Raw genomic sequence first — 25,302 nt, forward strand, 5'->3', positions numbered from 1 at the left:
CTATGGAAAAATATGTAGTGATGGGCAATCCCATTGAACATAGTCAATCTCCTTTTATTCATCAGCTTTTTTCGAAACAGTCAGGGATTGATTATGAATATGGGCGTTTACTGGTTCCATTAGGCGAATTTGATAAAGTAGCAACGCAATTTTTTTCTCAAGGTGGACGTGGAGCTAATGTTACCGTTCCTTTTAAGGAAGATGCTTTTCGCTTTGTGGATAAATTAACACAAAGAGCACAAGCCTGTGGTGCTGTTAATACTATTTTAAAATTAGATGACGGCACGTTATTAGGTGATAATACTGATGGTCAGGGCTTAATTCTTGATTTAGCTAGGTTGGATTTTATTATCCCCGGAAAAATATTATCGGTTCTTGTTATTGGGGCTGGTGGTGCTACACGAGGGATATTATTACCATTATTAAATTATAATTGTGATATTACTTTGACTAATCGCACTGTTGAAAAAGCACAACAATTAGCACAAGAATTTAGCCAATTTGGTACAATTAGAGCTAGTGCTCCACAAAATGTTACAGATAAACATTATGATCTAATTATTAACGCCTCTTCATCTAGTATGACGGACGATATTCCACCTATACCTGATAGTGCTTATGGTTTTAAAACTGCTTGTTATGATTTGTATTATAAGGCAGGTATGACTTCTTTTTTATACCATGCATTAAAAAATGGTAGTACACGCTTATCTGATGGCCTAGGTATGCTGGTAGGGCAAGCCGCTTATGCCGTTGAGTTATGGTATGAGCGAGTACCTGATATTAATCCAACAATAAATATTTTAAGAGAAAATTTGAATAAATGAATCAATCCATTCAATTTCCTGATCGTGAGCAGTGGCTTGAAGATCAAAATAGCGTTCTTTTCCCTATCATGGTCAATGGAATGTTATTTGATTGCCAAATCACCGAACAAGAGCTAAAGGCACGCTTTGGTGATAATAGTAATGGTCTTTGTTTGTTTAAACAGCATCGATGGGAAATTGAAGAAGAATTTGAAGAGTTGGCTAAGCTGTATGAAGTGTCAACTCTTCATCCATTTTACTGTTTATCAATGGCGGAATGAGCCGTTGATAAATAGTCGTTCTTCCACTTTACGTAATTATTAGCAGAGTAGATAAAGTGTTGTATTTCTGCGGGCGTGAGTGGGCGGATCTTTTTTACTGGGCTACCTAAATAAAGAAAACCACTTTCTAGTCGTTTACCTGGTGGTACTAGGCTTCCTGCGCCGATCAAGACATTATCTTCAATAATTGCACCATCAAGTAAAATTGATCCCATGCCGACTAATACTCGGTTTCCGATTGTACACCCATGTAACATTGCTTTGTGTCCAACAGTCACATCATCACCGATGATGAGAGGAAAACCATTAGGGGTATTTTCTGATGCATGTGTAACATGTAGCACTGAGCCATCTTGAATATTAGTCCTTGCTCCTACACTGACATAGTTAACATCACCGCGGATCACAACCATTGGCCAAATGCTGACATCTTCACTAAGGCGTACATCACCAATAACGGTGGCTGTCACGTCAATATAAACATCTTTAGCAATGGAAGGTGATAAGTGTAAGTAACTTCTAATAGTGGAATGGCTCATGATTGACCTCATACGAATATTGTGGCGGTACTTTGCTGTAATTGTAATATAGAAAAGCATAGCAGTGAGCAGGTATATCTGACGAGAGAATAATCCAGAGTATTATTTTTAACTGAAATAAATAGCGATGATAATAAAAGTAAGTGGATCGATGATGATCGATAGAAGATAACGAATAGACAAAACGGTTATTGCTAGTATAATTTTTGTGCTACTAGCGGGGTTTTAGTGTCAAAAATAGACGTGTAGCTTAAAAATAGAGCGAACAGAAAAAAAATTGAAATAAATACTTGCGCTAATCTGAGAAGCCCCTATAATGCGCACCCACTGACCGACGATGAGCTGACAACAGCAACGACGGAAAGGGAAGAGAAAAGAAAAAAGTTTGAAAAAACTCTTGACTCTTCAGAGGAATAGCGTAATATACGCCTCCTCGCAACAACGCAGAAGACCGGAAACGGCAGCGATAGTTGCACTGCTCTTTAACAAATTATCAGACAATCTGTGTGGGCACTCGCAGAGACGATATCTTCTAAAAAATTAGATATATCAAGTCTTGAAGAGTGACTAACAAGTTAATTCATATAATGAATAAGCTAAGTTTTCGATTTCTTTGAGCATCAAACACTTTTAATTGAAGAGTTTGATCATGGCTCAGATTGAACGCTGGCGGCAGGCCTAACACATGCAAGTCGAGCGGTAACAGGAGAAAGCTTGCTTTCTTGCTGACGAGCGGCGGACGGGTGAGTAATGTATGGGGATCTGCCCGATAGAGGGGGATAACTACTGGAAACGGTGGCTAATACCGCATAATGTCTACGGACCAAAGCAGGGGCTCTTCGGACCTTGCACTATCGGATGAACCCATATGGGATTAGCTAGTAGGTGGGGTAAAGGCTCACCTAGGCGACGATCTCTAGCTGGTCTGAGAGGATGATCAGCCACACTGGGACTGAGACACGGCCCAGACTCCTACGGGAGGCAGCAGTGGGGAATATTGCACAATGGGCGCAAGCCTGATGCAGCCATGCCGCGTGTATGAAGAAGGCCTTAGGGTTGTAAAGTACTTTCAGCGGGGAGGAAGGTGATAAGGTTAATACCCTTATCAATTGACGTTACCCGCAGAAGAAGCACCGGCTAACTCCGTGCCAGCAGCCGCGGTAATACGGAGGGTGCAAGCGTTAATCGGAATTACTGGGCGTAAAGCGCACGCAGGCGGTCAATTAAGTCAGATGTGAAAGCCCCGAGCTTAACTTGGGAATTGCATCTGAAACTGGTTGGCTAGAGTCTTGTAGAGGGGGGTAGAATTCCATGTGTAGCGGTGAAATGCGTAGAGATGTGGAGGAATACCGGTGGCGAAGGCGGCCCCCTGGACAAAGACTGACGCTCAGGTGCGAAAGCGTGGGGAGCAAACAGGATTAGATACCCTGGTAGTCCACGCTGTAAACGATGTCGATTTAGAGGTTGTGGTCTTGAACCGTGGCTTCTGGAGCTAACGCGTTAAATCGACCGCCTGGGGAGTACGGCCGCAAGGTTAAAACTCAAATGAATTGACGGGGGCCCGCACAAGCGGTGGAGCATGTGGTTTAATTCGATGCAACGCGAAGAACCTTACCTACTCTTGACATCCAGCGAATCCTTTAGAGATAGAGGAGTGCCTTCTGGAACGCTGAGACAGGTGCTGCATGGCTGTCGTCAGCTCGTGTTGTGAAATGTTGGGTTAAGTCCCGCAACGAGCGCAACCCTTATCCTTTGTTGCCAGCACGTAATGGTGGGAACTCAAAGGAGACTGCCGGTGATAAACCGGAGGAAGGTGGGGATGACGTCAAGTCATCATGGCCCTTACGAGTAGGGCTACACACGTGCTACAATGGCAGATACAAAGAGAAGCGACCTCGCGAGAGCAAGCGGAACTCATAAAGTCTGTCGTAGTCCGGATTGGAGTCTGCAACTCGACTCCATGAAGTCGGAATCGCTAGTAATCGTAGATCAGAATGCTACGGTGAATACGTTCCCGGGCCTTGTACACACCGCCCGTCACACCATGGGAGTGGGTTGCAAAAGAAGTAGGTAGCTTAACCTTCGGGAGGGCGCTTACCACTTTGTGATTCATGACTGGGGTGAAGTCGTAACAAGGTAACCGTAGGGGAACCTGCGGTTGGATCACCTCCTTACCTAAGAGATACGTGTTATGTGCAGTGCTCACACAGATTGTCTGATGAAGAACGAGCAGAGATACCGGTATAGGCTTGTAGCTCAGGTGGTTAGAGCGCACCCCTGATAAGGGTGAGGTCGGTGGTTCAAGTCCACTCAGGCCTACCACTTTTCCTTTATGCTGTGTTGTGAAGCAACTCGTTTACATTAAGTAAACTTCGTTACTCCACGCCTTGCCTAAAGAAAAAGCTTCTTATTATAAGAAGAAAAAGGAGTGGTTATACGGGTATTGAAACATTATGGGGCTATAGCTCAGCTGGGAGAGCGCCTGCCTTGCACGCAGGAGGTCAGCGGTTCGATCCCGCTTAGCTCCACCATAATCTCTTGAATATAAAACAATGATTCAGAGTATATTAGGAATAGTATACTGCGAATTATTATGCTCTTTAACAATCTGGAACAAGCTGAAAAATTGAAAACAAATCAATATATCACCGAGGTATATTGATGAGTCTCTCAAAATCTCAAACTTTGAATGTGTTTTGACATCAAAGTGGGATGAGCGAGCAATTTACAGTTCGAGGCGGACAGCGCACAGCAAGCGCAGCATACTTAAGTATGTGAGCATTGCGAGCACTGCCCAACGAAGAAATGTAATCTGCGCAGCCATCACCACCCAGATAGTCTTTGAAAGAGACACTTTCGGGTTGTGAGGTTAAGCGAATAAGCGTACACGGTGGATGCCTAGGCAATCAGAGGCGATGAAGGACGTGCTAATCTGCGAAAAGCGTCGGTAAGGTGATATGAACCGTTATACCCGACGATATCCGAATGGGGAAACCCAGTATCCAATGGATACTATCATTAACTGAATCCATAGGTTAATGAGGCGAACCGGGAGAACTGAAACATCTCAGTACCCCGAGGAAAAGAAATCAACCGAGATTCCCCTAGTAGCGGCGAGCGAACGGGGAGCAGCCCAGAGTCTTAATCAATAGCAGTGTCAGGAGAACGGTCTGGAAAGTCCGGCAGTAAAGGGTGATAGCCCCGTATCTGAAGATGCTGTTATTGTGAACTCGACGAGTAGGGCGGGACACGTGTTATCCTGTCTGAATATGGGGGGACCATCCTCCAAGGCTAAATACTCCTGATTGACCGATAGTGAACCAGTACCGTGAGGGAAAGGCGAAAAGAACCCCGGCGAGGGGAGTGAAAAAGAACCTGAAACCGTGTACGTACAAGCAGTAGGAGCCTCTTTATGGGGTGACTGCGTACCTTTTGTATAATGGGTCAGCGACTTATATTCTGTAGCAAGGTTAACCGCATAGGGGAGCCGTAGGGAAACCGAGTCTTAACTGGGCGAATGAGTTGCAGGGTATAGACCCGAAACCCGGTGATCTATCCATGGGCAGGTTGAAGGTTGGGTAACACTAACTGGAGGACCGAACCGACTAATGTTGAAAAATTAGCGGATGACTTGTGGATGGGGGTGAAAGGCCAATCAAACCGGGAGATAGCTGGTTCTCCCCGAAAGCTATTTAGGTAGCGCCTCGTGAACTCATCTTCGGGGGTAGAGCACTGTTTCGACTAGGGGGTCATCCCGACTTACCAACTCGATGCAAACTGCGAATACCGAAGAATGTTATCACGGGAGACACACGGCGGGTGCTAACGTCCGTCGTGAAGAGGGAAACAACCCAGACCGCCAGCTAAGGTCCCAAAGTCATGGTTAAGTGGGAAACGAAGTGGGAAGGCTCAGACAGCCAGGATGTTGGCTTAGAAGCAGCCATCATTTAAAGAAAGCGTAATAGCTCACTGGTCGAGTCGGCCCGCGCGGAAGATGTAACGGGGCTAAACCATGCACCGAAGCTGCGGCAGCGACACAAAGTGTTGTTGGGTAGGGGAGCGTTCTGTAAGCCTGCGAAGGTGTACTGTGAGGTATGCTGGAGGTATCAGAAGTGCGAATGCTGACATAAGTAACGATAATGCGGGTGAAAAACCCGCACGCCGGAAGACCAAGGGTTCCTGTCCAACGTTAATCGGGGCAGGGTGAGTCGACCCCTAAGGCGAGGCTGAAAAGCGTAGTCGATGGGAAACGGGTTAATATTCCCGTACTGGTGGTAACTGCGATGGGGGAACGGAGAAGGCTAGGTTGTCCGGGCGACGGTCGTCCCGGTTCAAGCAGGTAGGCAGAGTGATTAGGCAAATCCGGTCACTTAATGCTGAGATGTGATGACGAACCACCAAGGTGGTGAAGCAATTGATGCCCCGCTTCCAGGAAAAGCCTCTAAGCTTCAGGTTACCAACAATCGTACCCCAAACCGACACAGGTGGTCAGGTAGAGAATACTCAGGCGCTTGAGAGAACTCGGGTGAAGGAACTAGGCAAAATGGTGCCGTAACTTCGGGAGAAGGCACGCTGGCGGTAGGTAAAGTCCCTCGCGGACAGAGCTGAAGCCAGTCGAAGATACCAGCTGGCTGCAACTGTTTATTAAAAACACAGCACTGTGCAAACACGAAAGTGGACGTATACGGTGTGACGCCTGCCCGGTGCTGGAAGGTTAATTGATGGGGTTAGCGCAAGCGAAGCTCCTGATCGAAGCCCCAGTAAACGGCGGCCGTAACTATAACGGTCCTAAGGTAGCGAAATTCCTTGTCGGGTAAGTTCCGACCTGCACGAATGGCGTAATGATGGCCAGGCTGTCTCCACCCGAGACTCAGTGAAATTGAACTCGCTGTGAAGATGCAGTGTACCCGCGGCAAGACGGAAAGACCCCGTGAACCTTTACTATAGCTTGACACTGAACATTGAGCCTTGATGTGTAGGATAGGTGGGAGGCTTTGAAGTGTGGACGCCAGTCTGCATGGAGCCAACCTTGAAATACCACCCTTTAACGTTTGATGTTCTAACCTAGGCCCATAAACTGGGTCGGGGACCGTGTCTGGTGGGTAGTTTGACTGGGGCGGTCTCCTCCTAAAGAGTAACGGAGGAGCACGAAGGTTGGCTAAGCATGGTCGGACATCATGCGGTTAGTGCAAAGGCATAAGCCAGCTTGACTGCGAGAGTGACGGCTCGAGCAGGTACGAAAGTAGGTCTTAGTGATCCGGTGGTTCTGAATGGAAGGGCCATCGCTCAACGGATAAAAGGTACTCCGGGGATAACAGGCTGATACCGCCCAAGAGTTCATATCGACGGCGGTGTTTGGCACCTCGATGTCGGCTCATCACATCCTGGGGCTGAAGTAGGTCCCAAGGGTATGGCTGTTCGCCATTTAAAGTGGTACGCGAGCTGGGTTTAGAACGTCGTGAGACAGTTCGGTCCCTATCTGCCGTGGGCGTTGGAAGATTGAGAGGGGTTGCTCCTAGTACGAGAGGACCGGAGTGAACGCACCACTGGTGTTCGGGTTGTCATGCCAATGGCATTGCCCGGTAGCTAAGTGCGGAAGAGATAACCGCTGAAAGCATCTAAGCGGGAAACTTGCCTCGAGATGAGTCTTCCCTGTCGCTTTAAGCGACCTAAAGGAACGTTTAAGACTAAGACGTTGATAGGCTGGGTGTGTAAGCGTAGCGATACGTTGAGCTAACCAGTACTAATGAACCGTGAGGCTTAACCTGACAACACCGAAAGTGTTTTGTCAGAGAGACGAAACGATGAAGTCAGCTTGTTTAAGATTGAATTACTGGTTATAGACTGTGATAACAGAAGATAACGGGTAATTGAAACCGAATTTGCTTGGTGGCCATAGCGCGGTGGTCCCACCTGATCCCATGCCGAACTCAGAAGTGAAACGCCGTAGCGCCGATGGTAGTGTGGGGTCTCCCCATGTGAGAGTAGGGAACTGCCAAGCATTAAATTAAAGCCTTAGTGTAAAAAGACATTAAGTGCGTAAAGAATAAGCGGAGCGGTAGTTCAGTTGGTTAGAATACCTGCCTGTCACGCAGGGGGTCGCGGGTTCGAGTCCCGTCCGTTCCGCCAACTATTTAGGGGCGTAGTTCAATTGGTAGAGCACCGGTCTCCAAAACCGGGTGTTGGGAGTTCGAGCCTCTCCGCCCCTGCCAGTTACCAATTAAGTAATAACAAAATTTATACTACTTTGTAGCCCAGTTAATTAACTGGGCTTTTTGTTATATAAAAACCACTATATTTTTCTCCAATCCTTCCAACTCTTCCAATCCTAAATCGTATTTATAACTCTATGTATCATCCAAATGATTAATCTAACATTATTCACATAATATTTTTCTGGGTATTGAGTCTGTTATTAGTAATAACATGTGCTTCAATCATCAATTTTATTACTGATATATCAATTTGACTGAAGCACAATGCTACTGATGGTTGGAGACAGGTTGAGAAAGTAGTTGCTGAATTAACACTTGTTGATCACTGGTATTGAGCCATACAGCAAATAGCGGTTTTTGGATGATCTCTACTGCTGCTGGTGAGAGATCGGGATATAAATCGAGCCAATGAGTAGGTAAAAAAGCAACGGCATTTGTTGTTTTCATTAACTGATAGGCAATCATAGCTGAATTTGTTGTCAAAATAGGTTCTGTTTTTGGTGCAGAGCTATTTTGTGAAAGTGGTGACAAATCAGCACTCCACTCAATTTTGATAAATTGTGCGCTTTGCTGGTTCAGGTGTGATGCTCTTTTCATTAGTTGAAATGTGATATTGCCAATTACTTTACTTTCCAACTCATCCATTTTGGGTGCTTCTGTAGTAAAAAGCAGATCTAGCTCACGAGCATGAAGTTGCTTTACTAGAGATTGCCTTGTAGAGACTCTAGATTCAATTCTAAGCTCATTTCTTTCTAAGTAAGCCTCTTGTAGCCAAGAGGTTAGATAAGCGTCCCAGAGCGATGCTGTCGCACCAATTGAAAGTTCTGAGTGTTGGGAGGCGTGGCTAATTTCTTTTTTTGCCTGTAACCAGGTATTCATTAATGACTCAGCATAAGGGATAAGCCTTTCTCCAGCGAGTGTTAAGCGAATATTGTTACGATGGCGAGTAAACAAATTTGTCCCAAGTTGGGTTTCTAATTGGCGTATTCTAAAACTGACCGCAGACTGTGTTAAATAAAGAGATTCAGCGGCTCGGCCAAAGTGTCTTGTCTTACTGACTTCCAAAAAGGTTTTCAGTAATTCGGTATCCACATCTATCTCCAAAAAAATTTGTCGTTACGATTTAAATATTTTGTTTTACAGAACCGCATGACTCCCTAATACTCCGCGCCATAAGTATGACGATAGAGAATTAGGAGTGTGTCAGATGGCAGAAAGTTTTATCACGACTAATCGTTTTTTTGACAATAAACATTATCCGCGTGGTTTTTCTCGTCATGGCGATTTCACTATCAAGGAAGCCCAGATATTGGAACGTCATGGTCAAGCTTTCAATGAACTTGATTTAGGCAAACGAGAGCCTGCAACTGAAGCGGAAAAATTATTTGTTGCCATGTGTCGTGGCGAACGAGAAGCAGCTACTGTTGAAGAAAAAATTTGGAAGAAATATACCAGTCGTATAAGTCGTCCAAAACGTTTTCATACCTTATCGGGTGGAAAGCCACAGCTCGATCCATCTGATGACTATACCGATTCTGATGATTAATATCATTAGTTTTAATTTAAAAGGGGCGTATTTCGCTCCTTTTTTACTTACCCTTCTAACTGTTTTTGTAAATAGATCATCAGTCTATCCATGGCGCGAAAACTCAACGCTTCAATAAGATGATTTCGTTGTATTTTTTGCTCATTCTCAAGATCGGCAATAGTTCTCGAAACTCTTAAAATTTTGTGCCATGCACGAATAGATAAGCCTAATTTATTCAATGTCTCTTCAAGAAAGAGTGCATCTTTGGTATGTAATTGACAAAAATGTTCAATCTCTTTACTTGATAAATAAGTATTAAGCTTGCCACTTCGCTGGAACTGACGTTCTCTGGCTTGTAAAACTCGAGCTCGTATGATGCTACTCGATTCATTTGTATGAGTCGATTGTAGTAGTGCACCTTGAGGTAATAATGGCATTTCAACGGATAAGTCAAACCTATCTAAAAAAGGTCCCGATACTTTGCTTAAATAACGTAATACTTGTTTTACGGGCGTTCGATTATGAGTACCTTGATAGTGCCCTGTAGGACTTGGATTTAATGCACCGACAAGTAACACATTTGCGGGATAGCTAATTTTGGCTTTAGCGCGTGAAATGGTAATTTTGCGCGCATCAAGAGGCTCTCTAAGTGCATCTAACACACGTCTATCAAATTCCGGCAATTCATCTAAAAATAAAATGCCATGGTGTGCAAGTGTAATTTCACCGGGTTTAGGAATAGATCCACCTCCGGTTAAAGCAACGGCAGATGCCGTATGATGAGGTGCTCTAAAAGGACGTAAAGGCCATTTACCATCATGATGTATCGTATTTGATAGGCTACTGATAATTAATACATCAAGGGCTTCTTTAGCTGTAAGTGGAGGTAAGAGAGTATTAATGCGTTGTGCCAACATTGTTTTTCCTGTGCCAGGAGGGCCAAGAAATAAAATGTTGTGATTTCCTGCTGCAGTGATTTCTGCAGCTCTTTTTGCGTTATTTTGTCCAATAATATCACTAATATCTTTATTATTTTGGTTTTCAATTGTTTTGTGATTAATATTGTTTTTAGCTTCAATTAATGGAGTGTTATTTTCTAAATGATGACAAATATCCAAAAGATGGCTAGCTAATAACGCGGATTTATTAGGTAAGAGCGAAACTTCTGATTGATGTTCAATAGAAATGATAGATATTCTATTATCTTTGTTGGCGCTTAAAATTGAGGGAATAACCGCATTCACTTTTTGTAATTTACCGGAAAGTGCAAGCTCACCGATAAATTCATAACTATTTAATTTATCAGAGATTAATTGCTCTGAGGCAATTAAGATAGCTAACGCAATGGGTAAATCATAGCGGGCTCCTTCTTTAGGTAAATCAGCGGGTGAAAGATTAATCGTAATTCTTTTTGCTGGATAACTATATCCACTATTTATTAATGCGCTTCTTACCCTATCTTTCGCTTCTTTTACGACAGTTTCAGGTAAACCAACTAAAGTGAGTCCTGGTAATCCCTGGCTAATATGAGCCTCAATAGTAATAAGTGGTGCAGAGATCCCTAATGAGGCTCGCGTATATATTACTGCTAATGCCATTTTTTTATTCTCCATTATTTTCTCTCTTTTTAATTTATTTTTATTGAGGTGTTAAATAAGAAGTTAATTAAATGAGAGATATCTCGTGAATATTTAATATATTGAAAAATATAGAAAATAAATAAAGTTAAAAAATAATTATTGGATGAAAAATTATTATTTATACGAAACTTTTTATTTTTGAATTTAATTATTTCTATTAACAGAACAAATAGTAAATTAATGGTTTTTCTTTCAGTATTAACCACTGCAATATAATTATTAAGCAGTGTTATACTCTGGCGTGTGACGGAGAGATAAAAATAGCTATATGTTTCATGTGGTTAGAATTATTTTAAAAATAATCATTGTCAACATGAAAATATCATGGTAACTCTAAAAGGACAGAGTGAAAGAGAACACAACACAGACTATTTTTTACTACAGAAAAAGAATTTTAATATTATGAATACTATCGTCCTAGTGATTAGCCTAATTATTGTCAGCGTGGTGGTGATTATTAACCCACTGTGCGGGGTTGCACTAGGACGAAGAAAGGCTAACTAAACTAGCCGGATCTCAGAAAAACCCCCGCACCGAAAGGCGCGGGGGTTTTTTTTGAGCCAAGGATTTTAAAGAGAATAAAAAAGAAAATAAATTAATATTAAACAAGAAGTTAAGACGCAGGGTGAAAGAATGAATGGAGCACAGTGGTTAGTTCAAGCATTACGAAAACAGCGAGTGGAAACGGTCTTTGGTTATCCTGGCGGTGCGATTATGCCTGTGTATGACGCACTCTATGATGGCGGTGTCGAACATGTTTTGTGTCGTCATGAACAGGGAGCCGCTATCGCTGCTATTGGATTTGCTCGTTCTACCGGTACAACTGGTGTCTGTATCGCGACATCAGGCCCAGGCGCTACTAATGTCATCACAGGTCTTGCTGATGCATTGTTAGATTCTGTGCCTGTTGTTGCTATCACAGGGCAAGTTGCTTCAAATTTAATCGGGACAGATGCTTTTCAAGAGGTGGATGTACTTGGGCTCTCTTTAGCATGCACCAAACATAGTTTTCTGGTTTCTGATGTGAATGAACTGCCAAGAGTCGTATCAGAAGCATTTTCGATCGCTAAGCAAGGGCGTCCAGGCCCTGTGTTAATTGATATTACTAAAGATGTGCAATTAGCAGATGCTTCACATTTAGCTGATCATCCATTGCCACAAGAGCAAGAGTTTCCCTATCCCGAACACGAAATCGCGCAGGCTCTGCAGATGTTAGCACAAGCGAAAAAGCCGATTTTGTATGTTGGGGGCGGTGTAGCAATGAGCCAAGGTGTTGAGGCGCTAAGATCTTTTGTAAAACAGACGCAAATCCCCGTTGTTTCGACATTGAAGGGGTTAGGTTGTGCTAATGCATTTGATGCCAATTATTTAGGTATGTTGGGTATGCATGGTACAAAAGCTGCTAATTATGCCGTTCAACGTAGTGATTTATTAATTGCTGTAGGCGCTCGTTTTGATGATCGCGTAACGGGTCGTTTAAATACTTTTGCACCCAATGCAAAAGTGATCCATATCGATATCGATTACGCAGAGCTTAATAAATTAAAACAAGCCCATATTGCTTTGTTAGGTGATGCCAAAGTGTTATTACCTAAGTTATCTCAACCGTTAGCTATTGAGGCATGGCAAGAAGAGGTACAGCAATTAATCGCTGAATATGCTTGGCGCTATGATCATCCCGGTGAAGCAATTTATGCTCCTTTGTTGTTAAAACAGTTATCTGATGCTAAGCCTGAAAATAGCATTGTGACAACAGATGTTGGACAGCACCAAATGTGGTCAGCACAGCATATGACATTTGATGCGCCAGAAAATTTTATTACTTCTAGTGGGCTAGGCACGATGGGATTTGGTATCCCCGCGGCTATTGGTGCGCAAATAGCTAGACCTGATGCGTGTGTTATCTGTGTCTCTGGTGACGGCTCTTTTATGATGAATGTGCAGGAGTTAGGCACCATTAAACGTAAGCAATTACCTATTAAATTGGTGTTATTGGATAACCAGCGGCTTGGTATGGTGCGCCAATGGCAAGAGCTGTTTTTTGAGCAACGTTATAGTGAAACCATTTTAACGGACAACCCTGATTTTGTTGCTTTGGCAAAAGCTTTTGATATTCCGGGGCAGCGTATTACAGAAAAAGCACAGGTTGCTGAAGCAATTAAATGTTTATTAACCAGTGATGGCCCTTATTTATTACAGGTATCTATCGATGATGCAGAGAATGTCTGGCCTTTAGTCCCGCCGGGCGCAAGCAATGATGAGATGATGGAGAAATCAAAATGAACCAACACAATATCACAATTGAAGCCCGTTTTTGTCCAGAGATCTTAGAACGTATCTTGAGAGTTATCCGCCACCGTGGTTTTCATATATGCTCAATGAATATGAATATCACAGAAAGTAACTATATTAATTTAGCTCTGACTGTGAGCAGTCAACGACCTGTTGATCTTTTATGTAGCCAGTTAACAAAGTTAGCTGATGTTGCAGGTATTCAGGTCTTACATCAACAACAAAAAGAAAAATTACAATTCATAAGTGCACTTAGTGCCATGTAAGGATAGAAGAATGACAAAGCAAGCTGATTATATTTGGTTTAACGGTGAAATGGTTCCATGGGCTGAGGCAAAAGTACATGTCATGTCTCACGCACTACATTATGGAACGTCTGTATTTGAAGGAGTACGTTGCTACGATTCCCATAAAGGGCCTGTCGTTTTTCGCCATCGTGAGCATATGCAACGATTGCATGATTCTGCCAAAATTTATCGTATGCCTGTCGCGCAAAGTGTTGATGAGTTAATGGAAGCTTGTCGCGAAACATTGCGCAAAAACCAGTTAGTCAGCGCTTATATTCGTCCTTTAGTTTTTATTGGTGATGTCGGAATGGGGGTTAATCCACCAGAAGGTTATAAAACCGATATCATTATTGCTGCATTCCCATGGGGGGCATATTTAGGTGAAGAGGCGTTAGATAAAGGGATTGATGCGATGGTCTCTTCTTGGCATCGAGCAGCACCTAATACTATCCCGACGGCGGCCAAAGCAGGAGGTAATTATCTCTCTTCATTGTTAGTGGGCAGTGAAGCTCGTCGCCATGGTTATCAAGAAGGGATTGCATTAGATGTTCATGGTTATCTTTCTGAAGGGGCTGGTGAGAACTTATTTGAAGTAAAAGATGGCGTTATTTTTACTCCTCCATTTACCTCATCTGCGCTACCGGGGATCACTCGCGACGCAATTATTAAATTAGCGAAAGATCTCGGTTATGAAATTCGTGAACAAGTACTGTCTCGAGAATCTCTCTATCTTGCTGATGAAGTGTTTATGTCTGGTACCGCTGCAGAAATTACACCAGTTCGTAGCGTTGATGGTATTCAAGTTGGTATTGGTCGCTGTGGTCCAGTAACAAAAGCTATTCAGAAAGCTTTCTTTGGTTTGTTTACGGGTGAAACCGAAGACAAATACGGCTGGTTAGATCCTGTCAATCCATAATCATAATTAAATACATTTATTGAGCGAGTAGTTCGTTCCCTACTCGCTGTTATTATCGCAGGAGTGTGAAAAATGCCTAAATACCGTTCAGCAACAACGACACATGGTCGCAACATGGCTGGCGCCCGCGCATTATGGCGTGCAACAGGAATGACTGACGCTGATTTTGGTAAACCTATTATCGCAGTTGTAAATTCATTTACTCAATTTGTACCCGGTCATGTGCATTTGCGGGATTTAGGAAAACTGGTTGCAGAGCAAATTGAAGCTGCGGGTGGTGTGGCTAAAGAATTTAATACTATTGCGGTGGATGACGGTATCGCGATGGGACATGGTGGCATGCTTTATTCGTTACCTTCCCGTGAGTTAATTGCTGATTCTGTGGAATATATGGTCAATGCACATTGTGCAGATGCCATGGTATGTATTTCTAACTGCGACAAAATCACACCGGGTATGCTGATGGCGTCTTTGCGCTTAAATATCCCAGTCATTTTTGTTTCTGGTGGACCGATGGAAGCGGGTAAAACCAAGCTTTCTGATCAACTGATCAAGTTAGATCTGGTTGATGCGATGATCCAAGGGGCTAATCCTAATGTCAGTGATGCTGATAGTGAACAAATTGAGCGTTCTGCTTGCCCTACATGTGGATCATGCTCTGGTATGTTTACGGCAAACTCAATGAATTGTTTGACTGAAGCGTTAGGATTATCGCAACCGGGTAATGGTTCATTATTAGCAACCCATGCTGATCGTAAAACATTATTTATTAATGCGGGTAAGCGTATTGTTGAATTAACTAAACGTTATTACGAACAAGATGATCTATCTGCATTACCACGTAATATCGCTAAAAAAGAAGCATTTGAAAATGCGATGATCTTAGATATCGCCATGGGGGGATCAACAAATACCGTTTTACATCTATTAGCTGCCGCGCAAGAAGGTGATGTTGATTTTAAGATGGAAGATATCGACAGACTTTCTCGCCAAGTTCCTCATTTATGTAAGGTGGCACCAAGTACCCAAAAATATCATATGGAAGATGTGCACCGAGCAGGTGGGGTGATGGGGATTTTAGGTGAATTAGACAGAGCAGGATTACTTAATCGCAATGTTAATAATATCTTAGGCTTAAGTTTGCCTGAAACATTAGCACAATATGATGTGATGCTAAGCCAAGATGAGCAAGTGAAATCAATGTACCAAGCCGGTCCCGCAGGTATTCGTACCACAAAAGCTTTTTCACAAGATTGCCGTTGGCCGACTTTAGATACCGATCGTGAACAGGGGTGTATCCGAAGTAAAGCGCATGCTTATAGCCAAGATGGTGGTTTGGCCGTGTTATCAGGTAATTTAGCGCAAGATGGCTGCATTGTTAAAACCGCGGGTGTGGATGAAGATAATTTAGTGTTTAGTGGCCCTGCTAAAGTATACGAAAGCCAAGATGATGCGGTAGAGGCAATTTTAGGTGGCAAGGTCGTTGCGGGTGATGTGGTCATTATCCGTTATGAAGGCCCGAAAGGGGGGCCCGGTATGCAAGAAATGCTCTATCCAACCTCATATTTAAAATCAATGGGATTAGGCAAAGCGTGCGCATTAATCACGGATGGACGTTTTTCTGGTGGAACCTCGGGGTTATCTATCGGACACGTTTCACCGGAAGCGGCAAATGGTGGGATCATTGGTTTAGTGGAAGAAGGGGATATTGTTGATATCAATATTCCAAATCGCGAAATTAACTTACGGGTAGATGAGAAAACACTAGCAGCCCGTCGTGAAGCACAACTTGCTCGTGGAGATAAAGCGTGGACACCTAAAGATAGGCAGCGCCAAGTCTCTTTTGCTTTACGTGCCTACGCGTCTTTAGCAACCAGTGCAGACAAAGGTGCTGTACGTGACAAATCTAAACTAGGGGGCTAACTCATGGCAGCCTTTAGACCTTTAACTTCAGCACCCAGTAGTGCTGAATATTTAAAAGCCGCATTAAGTGCGCCTGTTTATGAAGCTGCTGTCGTGACACCTTTGCAAGAGATGGCAAAAATTTCTCAGCGTTTAGAAAATACCATTTTAGTTAAACGAGAAGACCGACAACCGGTGCATAGCTTTAAACTGCGTGGCGCTTATAACATGATTGCAGGGTTAACGCCGGAGCAAAAGGCAAAAGGGGTGGTTACTGCATCAGCGGGAAATCATGCCCAAGGGGTGGCATTATCAGCTAATCGAATGGGCGTAAAAGCATTAATTGTGATGCCTATTGCAACGGCGGATATCAAAGTGGATGCCGTACGCCAGTTTGGTGGTGAAGCATTGTTGTATGGGGCTAACTTTGATGAAGCAAAAGCAAAAGCCATCGCTTTGGCAAAAGAGATGGGATATACCTTTGTGCCTCCTTTTGATCATCCCGCCGTGATTGCAGGGCAAGCAACATTAGCAATGGAGCTGTTACAACAAGACGTCCATCTTGATCGTATTTTTGTGCCTGTTGGCGGCGGCGGTTTAATTGCTGGGGTTGCTGTATTAATTAAACAACTGATGCCTGAAATAAAGATCATTGGTGTTGAGGCAGAAGATGCTGCTTGTTTAAAAGCAGCGTTAGAAGCAGGACATCCTGTTGAGTTACCTCGCGTTGGATTATTTGCCGAAGGTGTCGCTGTCAAACGTATTGGCGATGAAACCTTCCGTTTATGCCAAAAGTATGTTGATGATGTGATAACCGTTGATAGTGATGCAATTTGTGCCGCAGTAAAAGATCTGTTTGAAGACGTACGCGCTATTGCAGAGCCTTCTGGTGCTTTAGCATTAGCAGGGCTAAAAAAATATGTTGAGGAGCATCAGATCAAAGGGGAACGTTTAGCCCACGTACTTTCTGGCGCTAATGTCAATTTCCATGGCTTACGTTATGTTTCGGAACGTTGTGAACTAGGTGAAAAACGAGAAGCGCTATTTGCCGTTACAATTCCCGAACAAAAGGGTAGTTTTTTGCGTTTTTGCCAAATTTTAGGACAACGTGTTGTTACTGAATTTAACTATCGTTATAGCGATGCCGATCCAGAAAATGCACGTATTTTTGTCGGTGTGCGTTTAAGCCAAGGGCTACAAGAGCGTAAGGAAATCGTGCAACAGCTAACGGAGGCGGGTTATCAAGTCTCCGATCTCTCCGATGATGAGATGGCAAAATTGCATGTGCGTTATATGGTCGGTGGTCGCCCTAATCAGCCATTAAAAGAGCGTCTGTTTAGCTTTGAGTTTCCAGAAGCACCGGGTGCATTAATGAAGTTTCTTAAAACATTAGGGACTTACTGGAATATTACGCTATTTCATTACCGAAGCCATGGTACTGATTATGGCCGTGTGCTGGTGGCGTTTGAGTTACCTGAAACGGAAGGGCGTTTTGAACGACATTTAGATGCGTTAGGTTATGAATATCATGATGAGACAGGAAATCCGTCTTTTCAGTTATTTCTTTCACCACAAACAGCCAGCTTAGTGGTGGAGTAGGCGCCAAAACGCACTGATCACAGGCTCTTGAAGGCGTTTGTGTAAACCACAAACGCCAAGTTCAAAGGGTTCTACCAGTGATATATTATCGAGCAAAGAGATACGGTTTCGTACCGGCTCAGGGCAGTTATCGACGACAACTTGCGGAATAAGTGCGATACCACAACCAAGAGCAACCATTGAAACAATCGCTTCATGCCCTGAAACAGTGGCATAAATAAGAGGATTTTGAATTCGATGGCGTTTAAACCATAAAGCAATGCGCTGTCGTGATGGGCCGTGTTCAGGAATGATAAAGGGAATATTGAGCCAATCCGGTTTTTCTTGTGTAGCAAGGTGTCGAACATTACCCGGTAGAGCAGGGGCAATAAGAACTAAGGGGATCTCGCCTATTTTCTCAAAGCAGATATTTTCAGGCAACTTCTCTGGCTTTCCTGCAATACCTAAATCGGCTTCATCTGAGATAACTTTATCCACAGCATCTGCGGCATCACCGGTAGTCAATTTTATCTCGACTAAGGGATTTTCTGCACGAAAACGGTCAAGGATCGGCGGAAGGTGACTATAAGCTGCAGTGACTGAACAAAATAGACGTAGCTCTCCAGATAAGCTAGGACTGTTCTGGTTTAGCGTATGTTTGAGTTGCTTATATTGCAATAAGGTGTGTTGAGCATAACGTTTAAGTTGCTCCCCTGCATCAGTCAGTGTGACTTGGCGGTTATCACGCAAAAAAAGTGGATGCCCTAGTTGTTCTTCAAGACGCTGGATCTGACGTGAAAGCGTGGATGGACTGACATGCATGGCTTGCGCAGTCTTGGTGAAATGGCAACTTTCAGCAAGATGTAAGAAGAGTTTGAGATCGCGAATATCCATGGTCAGCCGCCTAGGTAAATAGTAAAAACAACGTTGCATTTATTGCAACATCATCTTGTAAATATATCAATTTAAGCAATGGCTTTCATCCCCTATAGTAAAGTCATGCAATACCTCACCGAGAGTGGGGATAACAATAGCAAACATATACACAACGATTTGGGAGTCGCTCATGGCCAATTATTTTAATACATTGAATCTGCGTCAGCAGTTGTCGCAACTGGGTAAATGTCGCTTTATGTCTCGTGACGAATTTGCCGATGAGGCTAATTATCTAAAAGGTAAAAAAGTCGTTATTGTTGGCTGTGGTGCACAAGGTTTAAACCAAGGTTTAAATATGCGTGATTCAGGACTGGATATCGCCTACGCATTACGCCAAGAGGCTATTGATGAAAAGCGTGCTTCATGGCGTCGTGCCACTGAAAATGGTTTTGAAGTAGGAACCTATGAAGCATTGATCCCGCAAGCCGATTTAGTGGTTAACTTAACGCCGGATAAACAGCACTCCGCCGTTGTTCAAGCCGTTCAACCACTGATGAAGTCAGGCGCCGCTTTGGGGTATTCTCATGGGTTTAATATCGTTGAAGTGGGTGAAAAAATTCGTGACGATATTACCGTTGTGATGGTTGCGCCAAAATGTCCAGGTACTGAGGTGCGCGAAGAGTATAAGCGTGGTTTTGGTGTACCTACCCTAATTGCTGTTCACCCAGAAAATGATGCTAAAGGTGAAGGTATGGCCATTGCGAAAGCATGGGCGGCAGCCACAGGTGGACATCGTGCGGGAGTGTTGGAATCATCTTTTGTTGCGGAAGTAAAATCAGACCTGATGGGCGAACAAACTATCCTGTGTGGTATGTTACAAGCCGGCTCTCTGCTGTGTTATGACAAAATGGTTGCTGAAGGTGTTGAACCGGGCTATGCAGGTAAGCTTATCCAGTTTGGTTGGGAAACGATTACAGAAGCCCTGAAGCAAGGTGGTATTACCTTGATGATGGATAGATTATCTAATCCTGCCAAAATGCGTGCTTATGCTTTATCAGAGCAATTAAAAGAGATTATGGCACCACTGTTTGCTAAACATATGGATGATATTATTTCAGGTAAATTCTCTGAAACCATGATGGCAGATTGGGCAAATGATGATAAAAACTTGCTGACATGGCGTGAAGAAACGGGTGCAAGCGCATTTGAAAATTATCCGGAATATGAAGGTAAAATCAGCGAGCAAGAGTATTTTGATCATGGCGTATTGATGGTTGCGATGGTTAAAGCGGGTGTTGAGCTGGCGTTTGATACGATGATTGAAGCTGGCATTATCGCTGAATCTGCCTATTATGAGTCACTGCATGAATTGCCATTAATCGCGAATACGATTGCGCGTAAACGTCTGTATGAAATGAATGTGGTTATTTCAGATACCGCGGAATACGGTAACTATCTGTTCTCTTTTGCTGCCGTGCCGATGTTAAAAGAGTTTATGACGACGTTGCAAAGTGGCGATTTAGCGAAGCATGTTCCAGATAGTGGGACAGATAATGCTCAATTGCGTGATATCAATGAAGCCATTCGTCAGCACCCTATTGAGATTGTCGGTAAGAAATTAAGAGGGTATATGACGGATATGAAAAAGATTGCTGTTGCCAACTAATTTTTCGTCGCTCTTTACGCGATAAGTGCGTTGGCTGCACTCGGTTACCCAAGTCACATACTAATGTATGCTCCTTGGGATAACCTCCTTTGCCGCCTTCTTCTCACGCAAATAGCTTAGAAAAATAAGTACTAATATATTTTAAAAGATAAAACAGAATATAAGTTTATCCAAAGCACCGTAAAACCCCGTCCTTCAGGTCGGGGATATAAGGCGCGGTTTTTTAACTAACTAGGTGTTTCCTGTTGCTCAATATACTGGCAGATAATGGATATTGGTGCGCCACCACAACTCCCCGCGAAATAACTCGGCGACCAAAGAACCCCCTTGTAGTAATCACGTTGGGCAATATCAGGACGATCACGTCGAAGTAATCGACTCGATACCCCTTTAAGGCTGTTAACCAGATTAGATATCGCCAGTTTTGGCGGGTAATTAATCAGTAAATGAACCTGATCCCGCTCCCCATCCATTTCAACCCGTTCAACATCAAAATCAGCACAAACACTGGCAAAGTAGCCTCGCCATTTTTCAATTGCATCCTGATCAAATATTTTTTGCCGGTATTTTGTGACAAAGACCAAATGGACGTGTATCAGGAATACACAATGTTTGCCACGGCGAATATTAGTTTCATTTTTCATAGACCAAAGTATAATAGGTAATATGAAACGTCTACAAGCCTTTAAATTCCAGTTAAGACCCAATGGTCAGCAAGAGCGTGAGATGAGACGCTTTGCAGGGGCTTGTCGTTTTGTTTTCAATCGGGCATTAGCACGTCAGAATGAGAATTACGAAGCAGGGAATAAATACATTCCCTATACAAAAATGGCTTCATGGCTCATTGAGTGGAAATCTGACACAGAGACACAATGGTTGAAGGAAGCCCCATCACAACCGTTACAACAGTCACTTAAAGATTTGGAACGGGCTTACAAGAATTTTTTCCAGAAGCGTACCGCTTTTCCTCGATTCAAGAAACGCGGTAAAAATGACGCTTTTCGTTACCCGCAGGGCGTGAAGCTCGATCAATCTAATAGTCGTATATCGTTGCCAAAGTTGGGATGGATGCGCTACCGCAACAGTCGTGAAGTCGTCGGAGAAGTGAGAAACGTCACGGTCAGTCAGTCATGCGGTAAATGGTACGTCAGCATTCAGACTGAGTATGAAGCGACAGAACCACAACATGAATCAACCTCAATAGTCGGGCTTGATGCAGGCGTGACAAAACTTGCCACGCTTTCAGACGGTACGGTATACCCGCCCGTCAGCAGTTTTAAAGTAAACCAGCGAAAGCTGGCAAGGCTTCAACGGAAATTAAGCCGTAAAATCAAATTCAGTGCCAACTGGCAAAAACAAAAGCGCAAAATTCAACGTCTGCATTCTCATATTGCCAATATCAGGAAAGACTCCCTTCACAAAGTCACCAGCGAAATCAGCAAAAACCACGCAATGATTGTCATTGAGGACTTAAAGGTCAGTAACATGTCTAAATCGGCAAAAGGTACGACAGAACGGCATGGATGGAACGTAAAAGCGAAATCTGGTTTAAACCGCGCAATACTGGAGCAGGGCTGGTATGAAATGCGCCGTCAGTTTGAGTACAAGCAGCTCTGGCGAGGTGGTCAGGTACTGGCAATACCCCCTGCCTACACCAGTCAGAAGTGCGCTTGCTGTGGTCATACAGCAAAGGAAAACCGCCAGTCACAAAGTCAATTCGAGTGCCTTGAATGTGGATATACAGCGAATGCTGATATCAACGGGGCACGTAACATTTTAGCGGCAGGACATGCCGTGCTTGCCTGTGGAGGGAGGGTGCAGTCAGACCGCCCGTCGAAGCAGGAACCCGCCGAGGTGATTCAGACATCAGTCTGAACGCAGTAGGGATCCACGTCCTTTAGGGCGTGGAGGATGTCAATATCTTGAAATAGATAGTTTAGAAAAATAAGTGCTAAATATATTTTAAAAAGATAAAACCACATATCTATCAATTTGATATGTGGTTTTTATTTAAATAAATCAGAATGTGAGCCAGTTCTGTCAAAATGAACAGTATCATTGTCTATTTTATAAATAAGTAGCCAATCAGGTTCGATATGAAGATCTCGACGAGGCTTCCAGTTTCCTGTTAATGGATGATCTTTCAATTGAGCAGGTAGTCGTTTTCCTTGCACTAATAGTAATATAATCTCTTTTAGTTTATTAATATCCTTTCCTCGCTTTTCTGCGAGTTTTAAGTCTTTTTTAAATTGTCCTGAATAACTCACTTTTCGCGTTTAGATATCCAATTTTTTGAATAAATCATGGGCATCTTCAGCATAAAAAACATCATCACCTTTATCTGTTTTTGCAAAAGTGTTTAATGTTTTTTCATTTGGTTGTGTTTGATTACTTTCCACATAAACTCGAATGAGATCTCTTAAGATTTGAGAGGCTGGTCTGTGTTTATTTCGAGCTATTGCAACAAAAGCCTCTTTGAGCTCTATATCAACTTTAGTGGCTATTAATTCGCTTTTTATACTCATAATATACACCTCCATATTTGTTTGAATATTATACAAAGTAAAACTTTATTAAACAAGGTTAAACTTCCTTTACCTAGAGAAATAAAGCTCAAAAAACTGAACCATTTTCCTATGCGCTTTCTGCTACAATGACTCCCCGTGATATTCTTGGTTAATGAAGTTTGGAAAAAGTATGCGATTAAATCCCGGTCAGCAAAAAGCAGTTGAATATGTGTCAGGTCCTTGTCTGGTCTTGGCGGGAGCCGGCTCGGGTAAAACACGGGTGATAACCAATAAAATTGCTTATCTTATTCGTCAATGCCGTTATTCTGCTAAGCAGATTGCTGCGGTGACTTTTACCAATAAAGCGGCGCGTGAAATGAAAGAGCGTGTTGCTCAAACATTGGGAAAACAAGAGGCAAAAGGATTAATGATCTCGACCTTCCATACATTAGGATTGGAGATTATTAAGCGAGAATACAAAGCATTAGGCATAAAATCCAACTTTTCTTTGTTTGATGATCAAGACCAATCCGCATTATTAAAAGAATTAACGGTAGATTTATTAGAAGAAGATAAAGATTTGCTATCACAGTTAAAGAGTCAAATCTCTAACTGGAAAAATGACATGCTCACACCTGAGCAAGTGATTGGTAGAGCACAATCGCAGCAAGATCATACTTTTGCCGAGTGCTTTCGACGTTATGAGCAACATTTACTAAGCTGTAATGTATTGGATTTTGATGACTTAATCAGTAAGCCTACCTTGCTATTACGTACTAATGAAGAAGTAAGGGCGCGCTGGCAACAGCGTATTCGTTATCTGCTGGTGGATGAATATCAAGATACCAATACAAGCCAATATGAGTTGGTGAAATGGTTAGTGGGTGAAAGAGCCCGTTTCACTGTGGTGGGGGATGATGATCAGTCTATTTATTCATGGCGTGGTGCGCGTCCCCAAAATCTGGTGTTATTGCAAAAAGATTTCCCACAGCTAAATGTGATCAAACTGGAACAAAATTATCGGTCATCAGGGCGTATTTTAAAATCAGCTAATATTTTAATTGAAAATAATCCCCATGTATTTGAAAAACGGCTGTTTTCAGAATTAGGTTATGGGGATGAGCTACGAGTATTAACCGCTAATAATGAAGAGCATGAAGCTGAGCGTGTAGCGGGGGAACTGATTGCCCATCATTTTATTAATAAAACTAATTATAAAGATTACGCAATACTCTATCGAGGTAATCACCAGTCGCGTATTTTTGAAAAGTATTTGATGCAAAATCGCATTCCTTATCGCATTTCGGGTGAAACCTCGTTTTTTTCCCGTGAAGAGATCAAGGATATTTTGGCTTACTTAAGAGTGATCACTAATCCGGATGATGATGCTGCATTCTTACGTATCGTCAATAAGCCTCGTCGTGAAATAGGCCCGATGACTATCCAAAAGTTGGGGGAGTGGGCTAAAGTCCGTGATAAAAGCTTATTTAATGCCTGTTTTGACTTGGGATTAAGCCAAACGTTAACAGGGCGAGGTTTAAGTGCATTACAGGCTTTTTCACAGTGGATGGCGCGAATTGTACAACAATCAGAGCGTGAGCCTTTGCTCGCTGTACGTGATTTGCTTCATGAAATGGATTATGAAAGTTGGTTATATGAAACCTCTAGTAGCGCGAAAGCGGCTGAAATGAGAATGAAAAATATTAACCAGCTTTTTTCTTGGATGAGTGAAATGCTTGAGGGGGATGAGCTACATGAACCCATGACGCTCTCTCAAGTGGTCAACCGTTTTACTCTGCGCGATATGATGGAGCGTGGTGAAACCGATGAAGAGTTAGATCAAGTGCAATTAATGACACTTCACGCCTCAAAAGGACTGGAATTTCCACATGTTTTTCTGGTTGGCATGGAAGAGGGGATCTTGCCTCATCAAAGTAGTATCGATGAAGATAACGTTGAAGAAGAGCGGCGTTTAGCTTATGTCGGTATTACTCGAGCACAAAAGACATTAACTTTCACATTATGTAAAGAGCGACGTCAATACGGTGAATTAATTCGTCCAGAGCCCAGTCGTTTTCTATATGAATTGCCTCAAGACGATCTCCATTGGGATACCAATAAAAAGAAAGTGTTAAGTGCTCAAGAAAAGCAAGAAAAAGGGCAAAAAGGGGTCGCTGGGCTTAAAGCGATGCTGGCGAGACATAAACCTTAGCTGTCTGTCAGTAAAAAATAAAATCCCTTACTTGCATGATAAGTAAGGGATTATTTT

General features: G+C 43.0%; 19 protein-coding genes, 4 tRNA genes and 3 rRNA genes. 19 read left to right on the forward strand and 7 right to left on the reverse strand.

Annotation, left to right across the window (positions count from 1 at the left end; all coding sequences use genetic code 11):
* The first annotated feature begins 2 nt into the window (after positions 1 to 2).
* Positions 3 to 827, forward strand: a complete 825-nt coding sequence (gene aroE / locus PMI_RS16330) for a shikimate dehydrogenase (protein WP_004249684.1) — start codon at positions 3 to 5, stop codon at positions 825 to 827.
* Positions 824 to 1,087 (forward strand): DUF1488 family protein, encoded by a 264-nt coding sequence (locus tag PMI_RS16335; protein ID WP_004249882.1) that lies wholly within the window; start codon positions 824 to 826, stop codon positions 1,085 to 1,087. The genes aroE and PMI_RS16335 overlap by 4 nt, the downstream gene beginning before the upstream one ends.
* Here PMI_RS16335 and PMI_RS16340 read toward each other — a convergent pair.
* Positions 1,063 to 1,626: a gamma carbonic anhydrase family protein gene (locus PMI_RS16340; RefSeq protein WP_004249682.1), complete on the reverse strand. Its 564-nt coding sequence runs from the start codon at positions 1,624 to 1,626 to the stop codon at positions 1,063 to 1,065. The genes PMI_RS16335 and PMI_RS16340 overlap by 25 nt on opposite strands.
* A 631-nt stretch (positions 1,627 to 2,257) precedes the next feature.
* Here PMI_RS16340 and PMI_RS16345 point away from each other — a divergent pair.
* The 7 genes from PMI_RS16345 to PMI_RS16375 all read left to right on the forward strand — a co-directional run bounded on the left by PMI_RS16345 (position 2,258) and on the right by PMI_RS16375 (position 7,838).
* A 16S ribosomal RNA gene (locus tag PMI_RS16345) occupies positions 2,258 to 3,800 on the forward strand.
* Between the two features lie 71 nt (positions 3,801 to 3,871).
* Positions 3,872 to 3,948, forward strand: a tRNA-Ile gene (locus PMI_RS16350).
* 133 nt (positions 3,949 to 4,081) lie between these two features.
* A tRNA-Ala gene (locus PMI_RS16355) sits at positions 4,082 to 4,157 on the forward strand.
* Between the two features lie 336 nt (positions 4,158 to 4,493).
* A 23S ribosomal RNA gene (locus tag PMI_RS16360) occupies positions 4,494 to 7,394 on the forward strand.
* A gap of 117 nt (positions 7,395 to 7,511) precedes the next feature.
* Positions 7,512 to 7,627, forward strand: a 5S ribosomal RNA gene (rrf, locus tag PMI_RS16365).
* Together the 16S, 23S and 5S rRNA genes with 4 tRNA genes alongside form the textbook arrangement of a ribosomal RNA operon.
* 51 nt (positions 7,628 to 7,678) lie before the next feature.
* Positions 7,679 to 7,755: transfer RNA gene (locus PMI_RS16370), tRNA-Asp, on the forward strand.
* Positions 7,756 to 7,762: 7 nt separating this feature from the next.
* Positions 7,763 to 7,838: transfer RNA gene (locus PMI_RS16375), tRNA-Trp, on the forward strand.
* Positions 7,839 to 8,108: 270 nt separating this feature from the next.
* On the opposite strand, the gene hdfR is transcribed toward PMI_RS16375, so the two are convergent.
* The gene (hdfR, locus tag PMI_RS16380) at positions 8,109 to 8,933 is read right to left on the reverse strand and encodes an HTH-type transcriptional regulator HdfR (protein ID WP_004249680.1); all 825 of its coding nucleotides are present in this window, start codon (positions 8,931 to 8,933) and stop codon (positions 8,109 to 8,111) included.
* Positions 8,934 to 9,048: 115 nt separating this feature from the next.
* Between hdfR and PMI_RS16385 the strand changes: the two genes are divergently transcribed.
* A complete protein-coding gene (locus PMI_RS16385) occupies positions 9,049 to 9,387 on the forward strand; it encodes a MaoP family protein (RefSeq protein WP_004246370.1) in 339 nt (112 codons plus the stop codon).
* A gap of 47 nt (positions 9,388 to 9,434) precedes the next feature.
* Here the strand turns inward: PMI_RS16385 and PMI_RS16390 are convergent, their stop codons facing one another.
* Complete coding sequence (locus tag PMI_RS16390; RefSeq protein ID WP_012368693.1) at positions 9,435 to 10,967, reverse strand: YifB family Mg chelatase-like AAA ATPase; 1,533 nt, start codon at positions 10,965 to 10,967, stop codon at positions 9,435 to 9,437.
* Between the two features lie 444 nt (positions 10,968 to 11,411).
* On the opposite strand from PMI_RS16390, the gene ilvL reads away from it, so the two are divergent.
* The 6 genes from ilvL (at position 11,412) to ilvA (ending at position 18,005) form a co-directional block, all read left to right on the forward strand.
* Positions 11,412 to 11,513 (forward strand): ilv operon leader peptide, encoded by a 102-nt coding sequence (gene ilvL, locus PMI_RS19340; protein WP_012368694.1) that lies wholly within the window; start codon positions 11,412 to 11,414, stop codon positions 11,511 to 11,513.
* 129 nt (positions 11,514 to 11,642) lie between these two features.
* Positions 11,643 to 13,292 carry an acetolactate synthase 2 catalytic subunit gene (gene ilvG / locus PMI_RS16400; protein WP_012368695.1) on the forward strand — a complete coding sequence of 550 codons (1,650 nt, stop codon included), beginning with the start codon at positions 11,643 to 11,645 and terminating at the stop codon, positions 13,290 to 13,292.
* A complete protein-coding gene (gene ilvM, locus PMI_RS16405) occupies positions 13,289 to 13,567 on the forward strand; it encodes an acetolactate synthase 2 small subunit (protein WP_004246366.1) in 279 nt (92 codons plus the stop codon). The genes ilvG and ilvM overlap by 4 nt, the downstream gene beginning before the upstream one ends.
* A 10-nt stretch (positions 13,568 to 13,577) precedes the next feature.
* A complete protein-coding gene (locus tag PMI_RS16410) occupies positions 13,578 to 14,504 on the forward strand; it encodes a branched-chain amino acid transaminase (protein WP_004246365.1) in 927 nt (308 codons plus the stop codon).
* Positions 14,505 to 14,576: 72 nt separating this feature from the next.
* Positions 14,577 to 16,427 (forward strand): dihydroxy-acid dehydratase, encoded by a 1,851-nt coding sequence (ilvD, locus tag PMI_RS16415; RefSeq protein WP_004249676.1) that lies wholly within the window; start codon positions 14,577 to 14,579, stop codon positions 16,425 to 16,427.
* Between the two features lie 3 nt (positions 16,428 to 16,430).
* A complete protein-coding gene (gene ilvA, locus PMI_RS16420) occupies positions 16,431 to 18,005 on the forward strand; it encodes a threonine ammonia-lyase, biosynthetic (protein ID WP_004246363.1) in 1,575 nt (524 codons plus the stop codon).
* On the opposite strand, the gene ilvY is transcribed toward ilvA, so the two are convergent.
* Positions 17,991 to 18,878 (reverse strand): HTH-type transcriptional activator IlvY, encoded by an 888-nt coding sequence (gene ilvY, locus PMI_RS16425; protein ID WP_004246362.1) that lies wholly within the window; start codon positions 18,876 to 18,878, stop codon positions 17,991 to 17,993. The two genes, ilvA and ilvY, sit on opposite strands and share 15 nt — an antisense overlap.
* A 172-nt stretch (positions 18,879 to 19,050) precedes the next feature.
* Here ilvY and ilvC point away from each other — a divergent pair, with 172 nt between their 5' ends.
* Positions 19,051 to 20,526 carry a ketol-acid reductoisomerase gene (ilvC, locus tag PMI_RS16430; RefSeq protein ID WP_012368696.1) on the forward strand — a complete coding sequence of 492 codons (1,476 nt, stop codon included), beginning with the start codon at positions 19,051 to 19,053 and terminating at the stop codon, positions 20,524 to 20,526.
* Positions 20,527 to 20,753: 227 nt separating this feature from the next.
* On the opposite strand, the gene tnpA is transcribed toward ilvC, so the two are convergent.
* Positions 20,754 to 21,170, reverse strand: coding sequence for an IS200/IS605 family transposase (gene tnpA, locus PMI_RS16435; protein ID WP_012368697.1), 417 nt, complete (start codon positions 21,168 to 21,170; stop codon positions 20,754 to 20,756).
* A gap of 22 nt (positions 21,171 to 21,192) precedes the next feature.
* Here tnpA and PMI_RS16440 point away from each other — a divergent pair, with 22 nt between their 5' ends.
* Positions 21,193 to 22,401: an RNA-guided endonuclease InsQ/TnpB family protein gene (locus PMI_RS16440; protein WP_012368698.1), complete on the forward strand. Its 1,209-nt coding sequence runs from the start codon at positions 21,193 to 21,195 to the stop codon at positions 22,399 to 22,401.
* Between the two features lie 131 nt (positions 22,402 to 22,532).
* Here PMI_RS16440 and PMI_RS16445 read toward each other — a convergent pair whose 3' ends face one another.
* Both PMI_RS16445 and PMI_RS16450 read right to left on the reverse strand, forming a co-directional pair.
* The gene (locus PMI_RS16445) at positions 22,533 to 22,793 is read right to left on the reverse strand and encodes a type II toxin-antitoxin system YafQ family toxin (RefSeq protein WP_012368699.1); all 261 of its coding nucleotides are present in this window, start codon (positions 22,791 to 22,793) and stop codon (positions 22,533 to 22,535) included.
* A 9-nt stretch (positions 22,794 to 22,802) separates the two neighbouring features.
* On the reverse strand, positions 22,803 to 23,051 hold the full coding sequence (locus PMI_RS16450) for a hypothetical protein (protein ID WP_004253075.1): 249 nt from the start codon (positions 23,049 to 23,051) through the stop codon (positions 22,803 to 22,805).
* A 172-nt stretch (positions 23,052 to 23,223) separates the two neighbouring features.
* Here PMI_RS16450 and rep point away from each other — a divergent pair, with 172 nt between their 5' ends.
* On the forward strand, positions 23,224 to 25,245 hold the full coding sequence (rep, locus tag PMI_RS16455) for a DNA helicase Rep (protein WP_004249673.1): 2,022 nt from the start codon (positions 23,224 to 23,226) through the stop codon (positions 25,243 to 25,245).
* The last annotated feature ends 57 nt before the right edge of the window (positions 25,246 to 25,302 follow it).

Source organism: Proteus mirabilis HI4320 (assembly GCF_000069965.1).
GTDB classification, from domain to species: domain Bacteria; phylum Pseudomonadota; class Gammaproteobacteria; order Enterobacterales; family Enterobacteriaceae; genus Proteus; species Proteus mirabilis.

Bases quoted from the DNA above. Each gene is read 5' to 3' on its own strand.
- PMI_RS16410 (WP_004246365.1), top strand. From the start codon at position 13,578: ATGACAAAGCAAGCTGATTATATTTGGTTTAACGGTGAAATGGTTCCA.
- PMI_RS16450 (WP_004253075.1), bottom strand. From the start codon at position 23,051: ATGAGTATAAAAAGCGAATTAATAGCCACTAAAGTTGATATAGAGCTC.
- ilvL (WP_012368694.1), top strand. From the start codon at position 11,412: ATGAATACTATCGTCCTAGTGATTAGCCTAATTATTGTCAGCGTGGTG.
- ilvM (WP_004246366.1), top strand. From the start codon at position 13,289: ATGAACCAACACAATATCACAATTGAAGCCCGTTTTTGTCCAGAGATC.
- ilvY (WP_004246362.1), bottom strand. From the start codon at position 18,878: ATGGATATTCGCGATCTCAAACTCTTCTTACATCTTGCTGAAAGTTGC.
- rep (WP_004249673.1), top strand. From the start codon at position 23,224: ATGCGATTAAATCCCGGTCAGCAAAAAGCAGTTGAATATGTGTCAGGT.
- ilvD (WP_004249676.1), top strand. From the start codon at position 14,577: ATGCCTAAATACCGTTCAGCAACAACGACACATGGTCGCAACATGGCT.
- ilvA (WP_004246363.1), top strand. From the start codon at position 16,431: ATGGCAGCCTTTAGACCTTTAACTTCAGCACCCAGTAGTGCTGAATAT.
- tnpA (WP_012368697.1), bottom strand. From the start codon at position 21,170: ATGAAAAATGAAACTAATATTCGCCGTGGCAAACATTGTGTATTCCTG.
- ilvG (WP_012368695.1), top strand. From the start codon at position 11,643: ATGAATGGAGCACAGTGGTTAGTTCAAGCATTACGAAAACAGCGAGTG.
- PMI_RS16440 (WP_012368698.1), top strand. From the start codon at position 21,193: ATGAAACGTCTACAAGCCTTTAAATTCCAGTTAAGACCCAATGGTCAG.
- ilvC (WP_012368696.1), top strand. From the start codon at position 19,051: ATGGCCAATTATTTTAATACATTGAATCTGCGTCAGCAGTTGTCGCAA.
- PMI_RS16340 (WP_004249682.1), bottom strand. From the start codon at position 1,626: ATGAGCCATTCCACTATTAGAAGTTACTTACACTTATCACCTTCCATT.
- aroE (WP_004249684.1), top strand. From the start codon at position 3: ATGGAAAAATATGTAGTGATGGGCAATCCCATTGAACATAGTCAATCT.
- PMI_RS16390 (WP_012368693.1), bottom strand. From the start codon at position 10,967: ATGGCATTAGCAGTAATATATACGCGAGCCTCATTAGGGATCTCTGCA.
- PMI_RS16335 (WP_004249882.1), top strand. From the start codon at position 824: ATGAATCAATCCATTCAATTTCCTGATCGTGAGCAGTGGCTTGAAGAT.
- PMI_RS16385 (WP_004246370.1), top strand. From the start codon at position 9,049: ATGGCAGAAAGTTTTATCACGACTAATCGTTTTTTTGACAATAAACAT.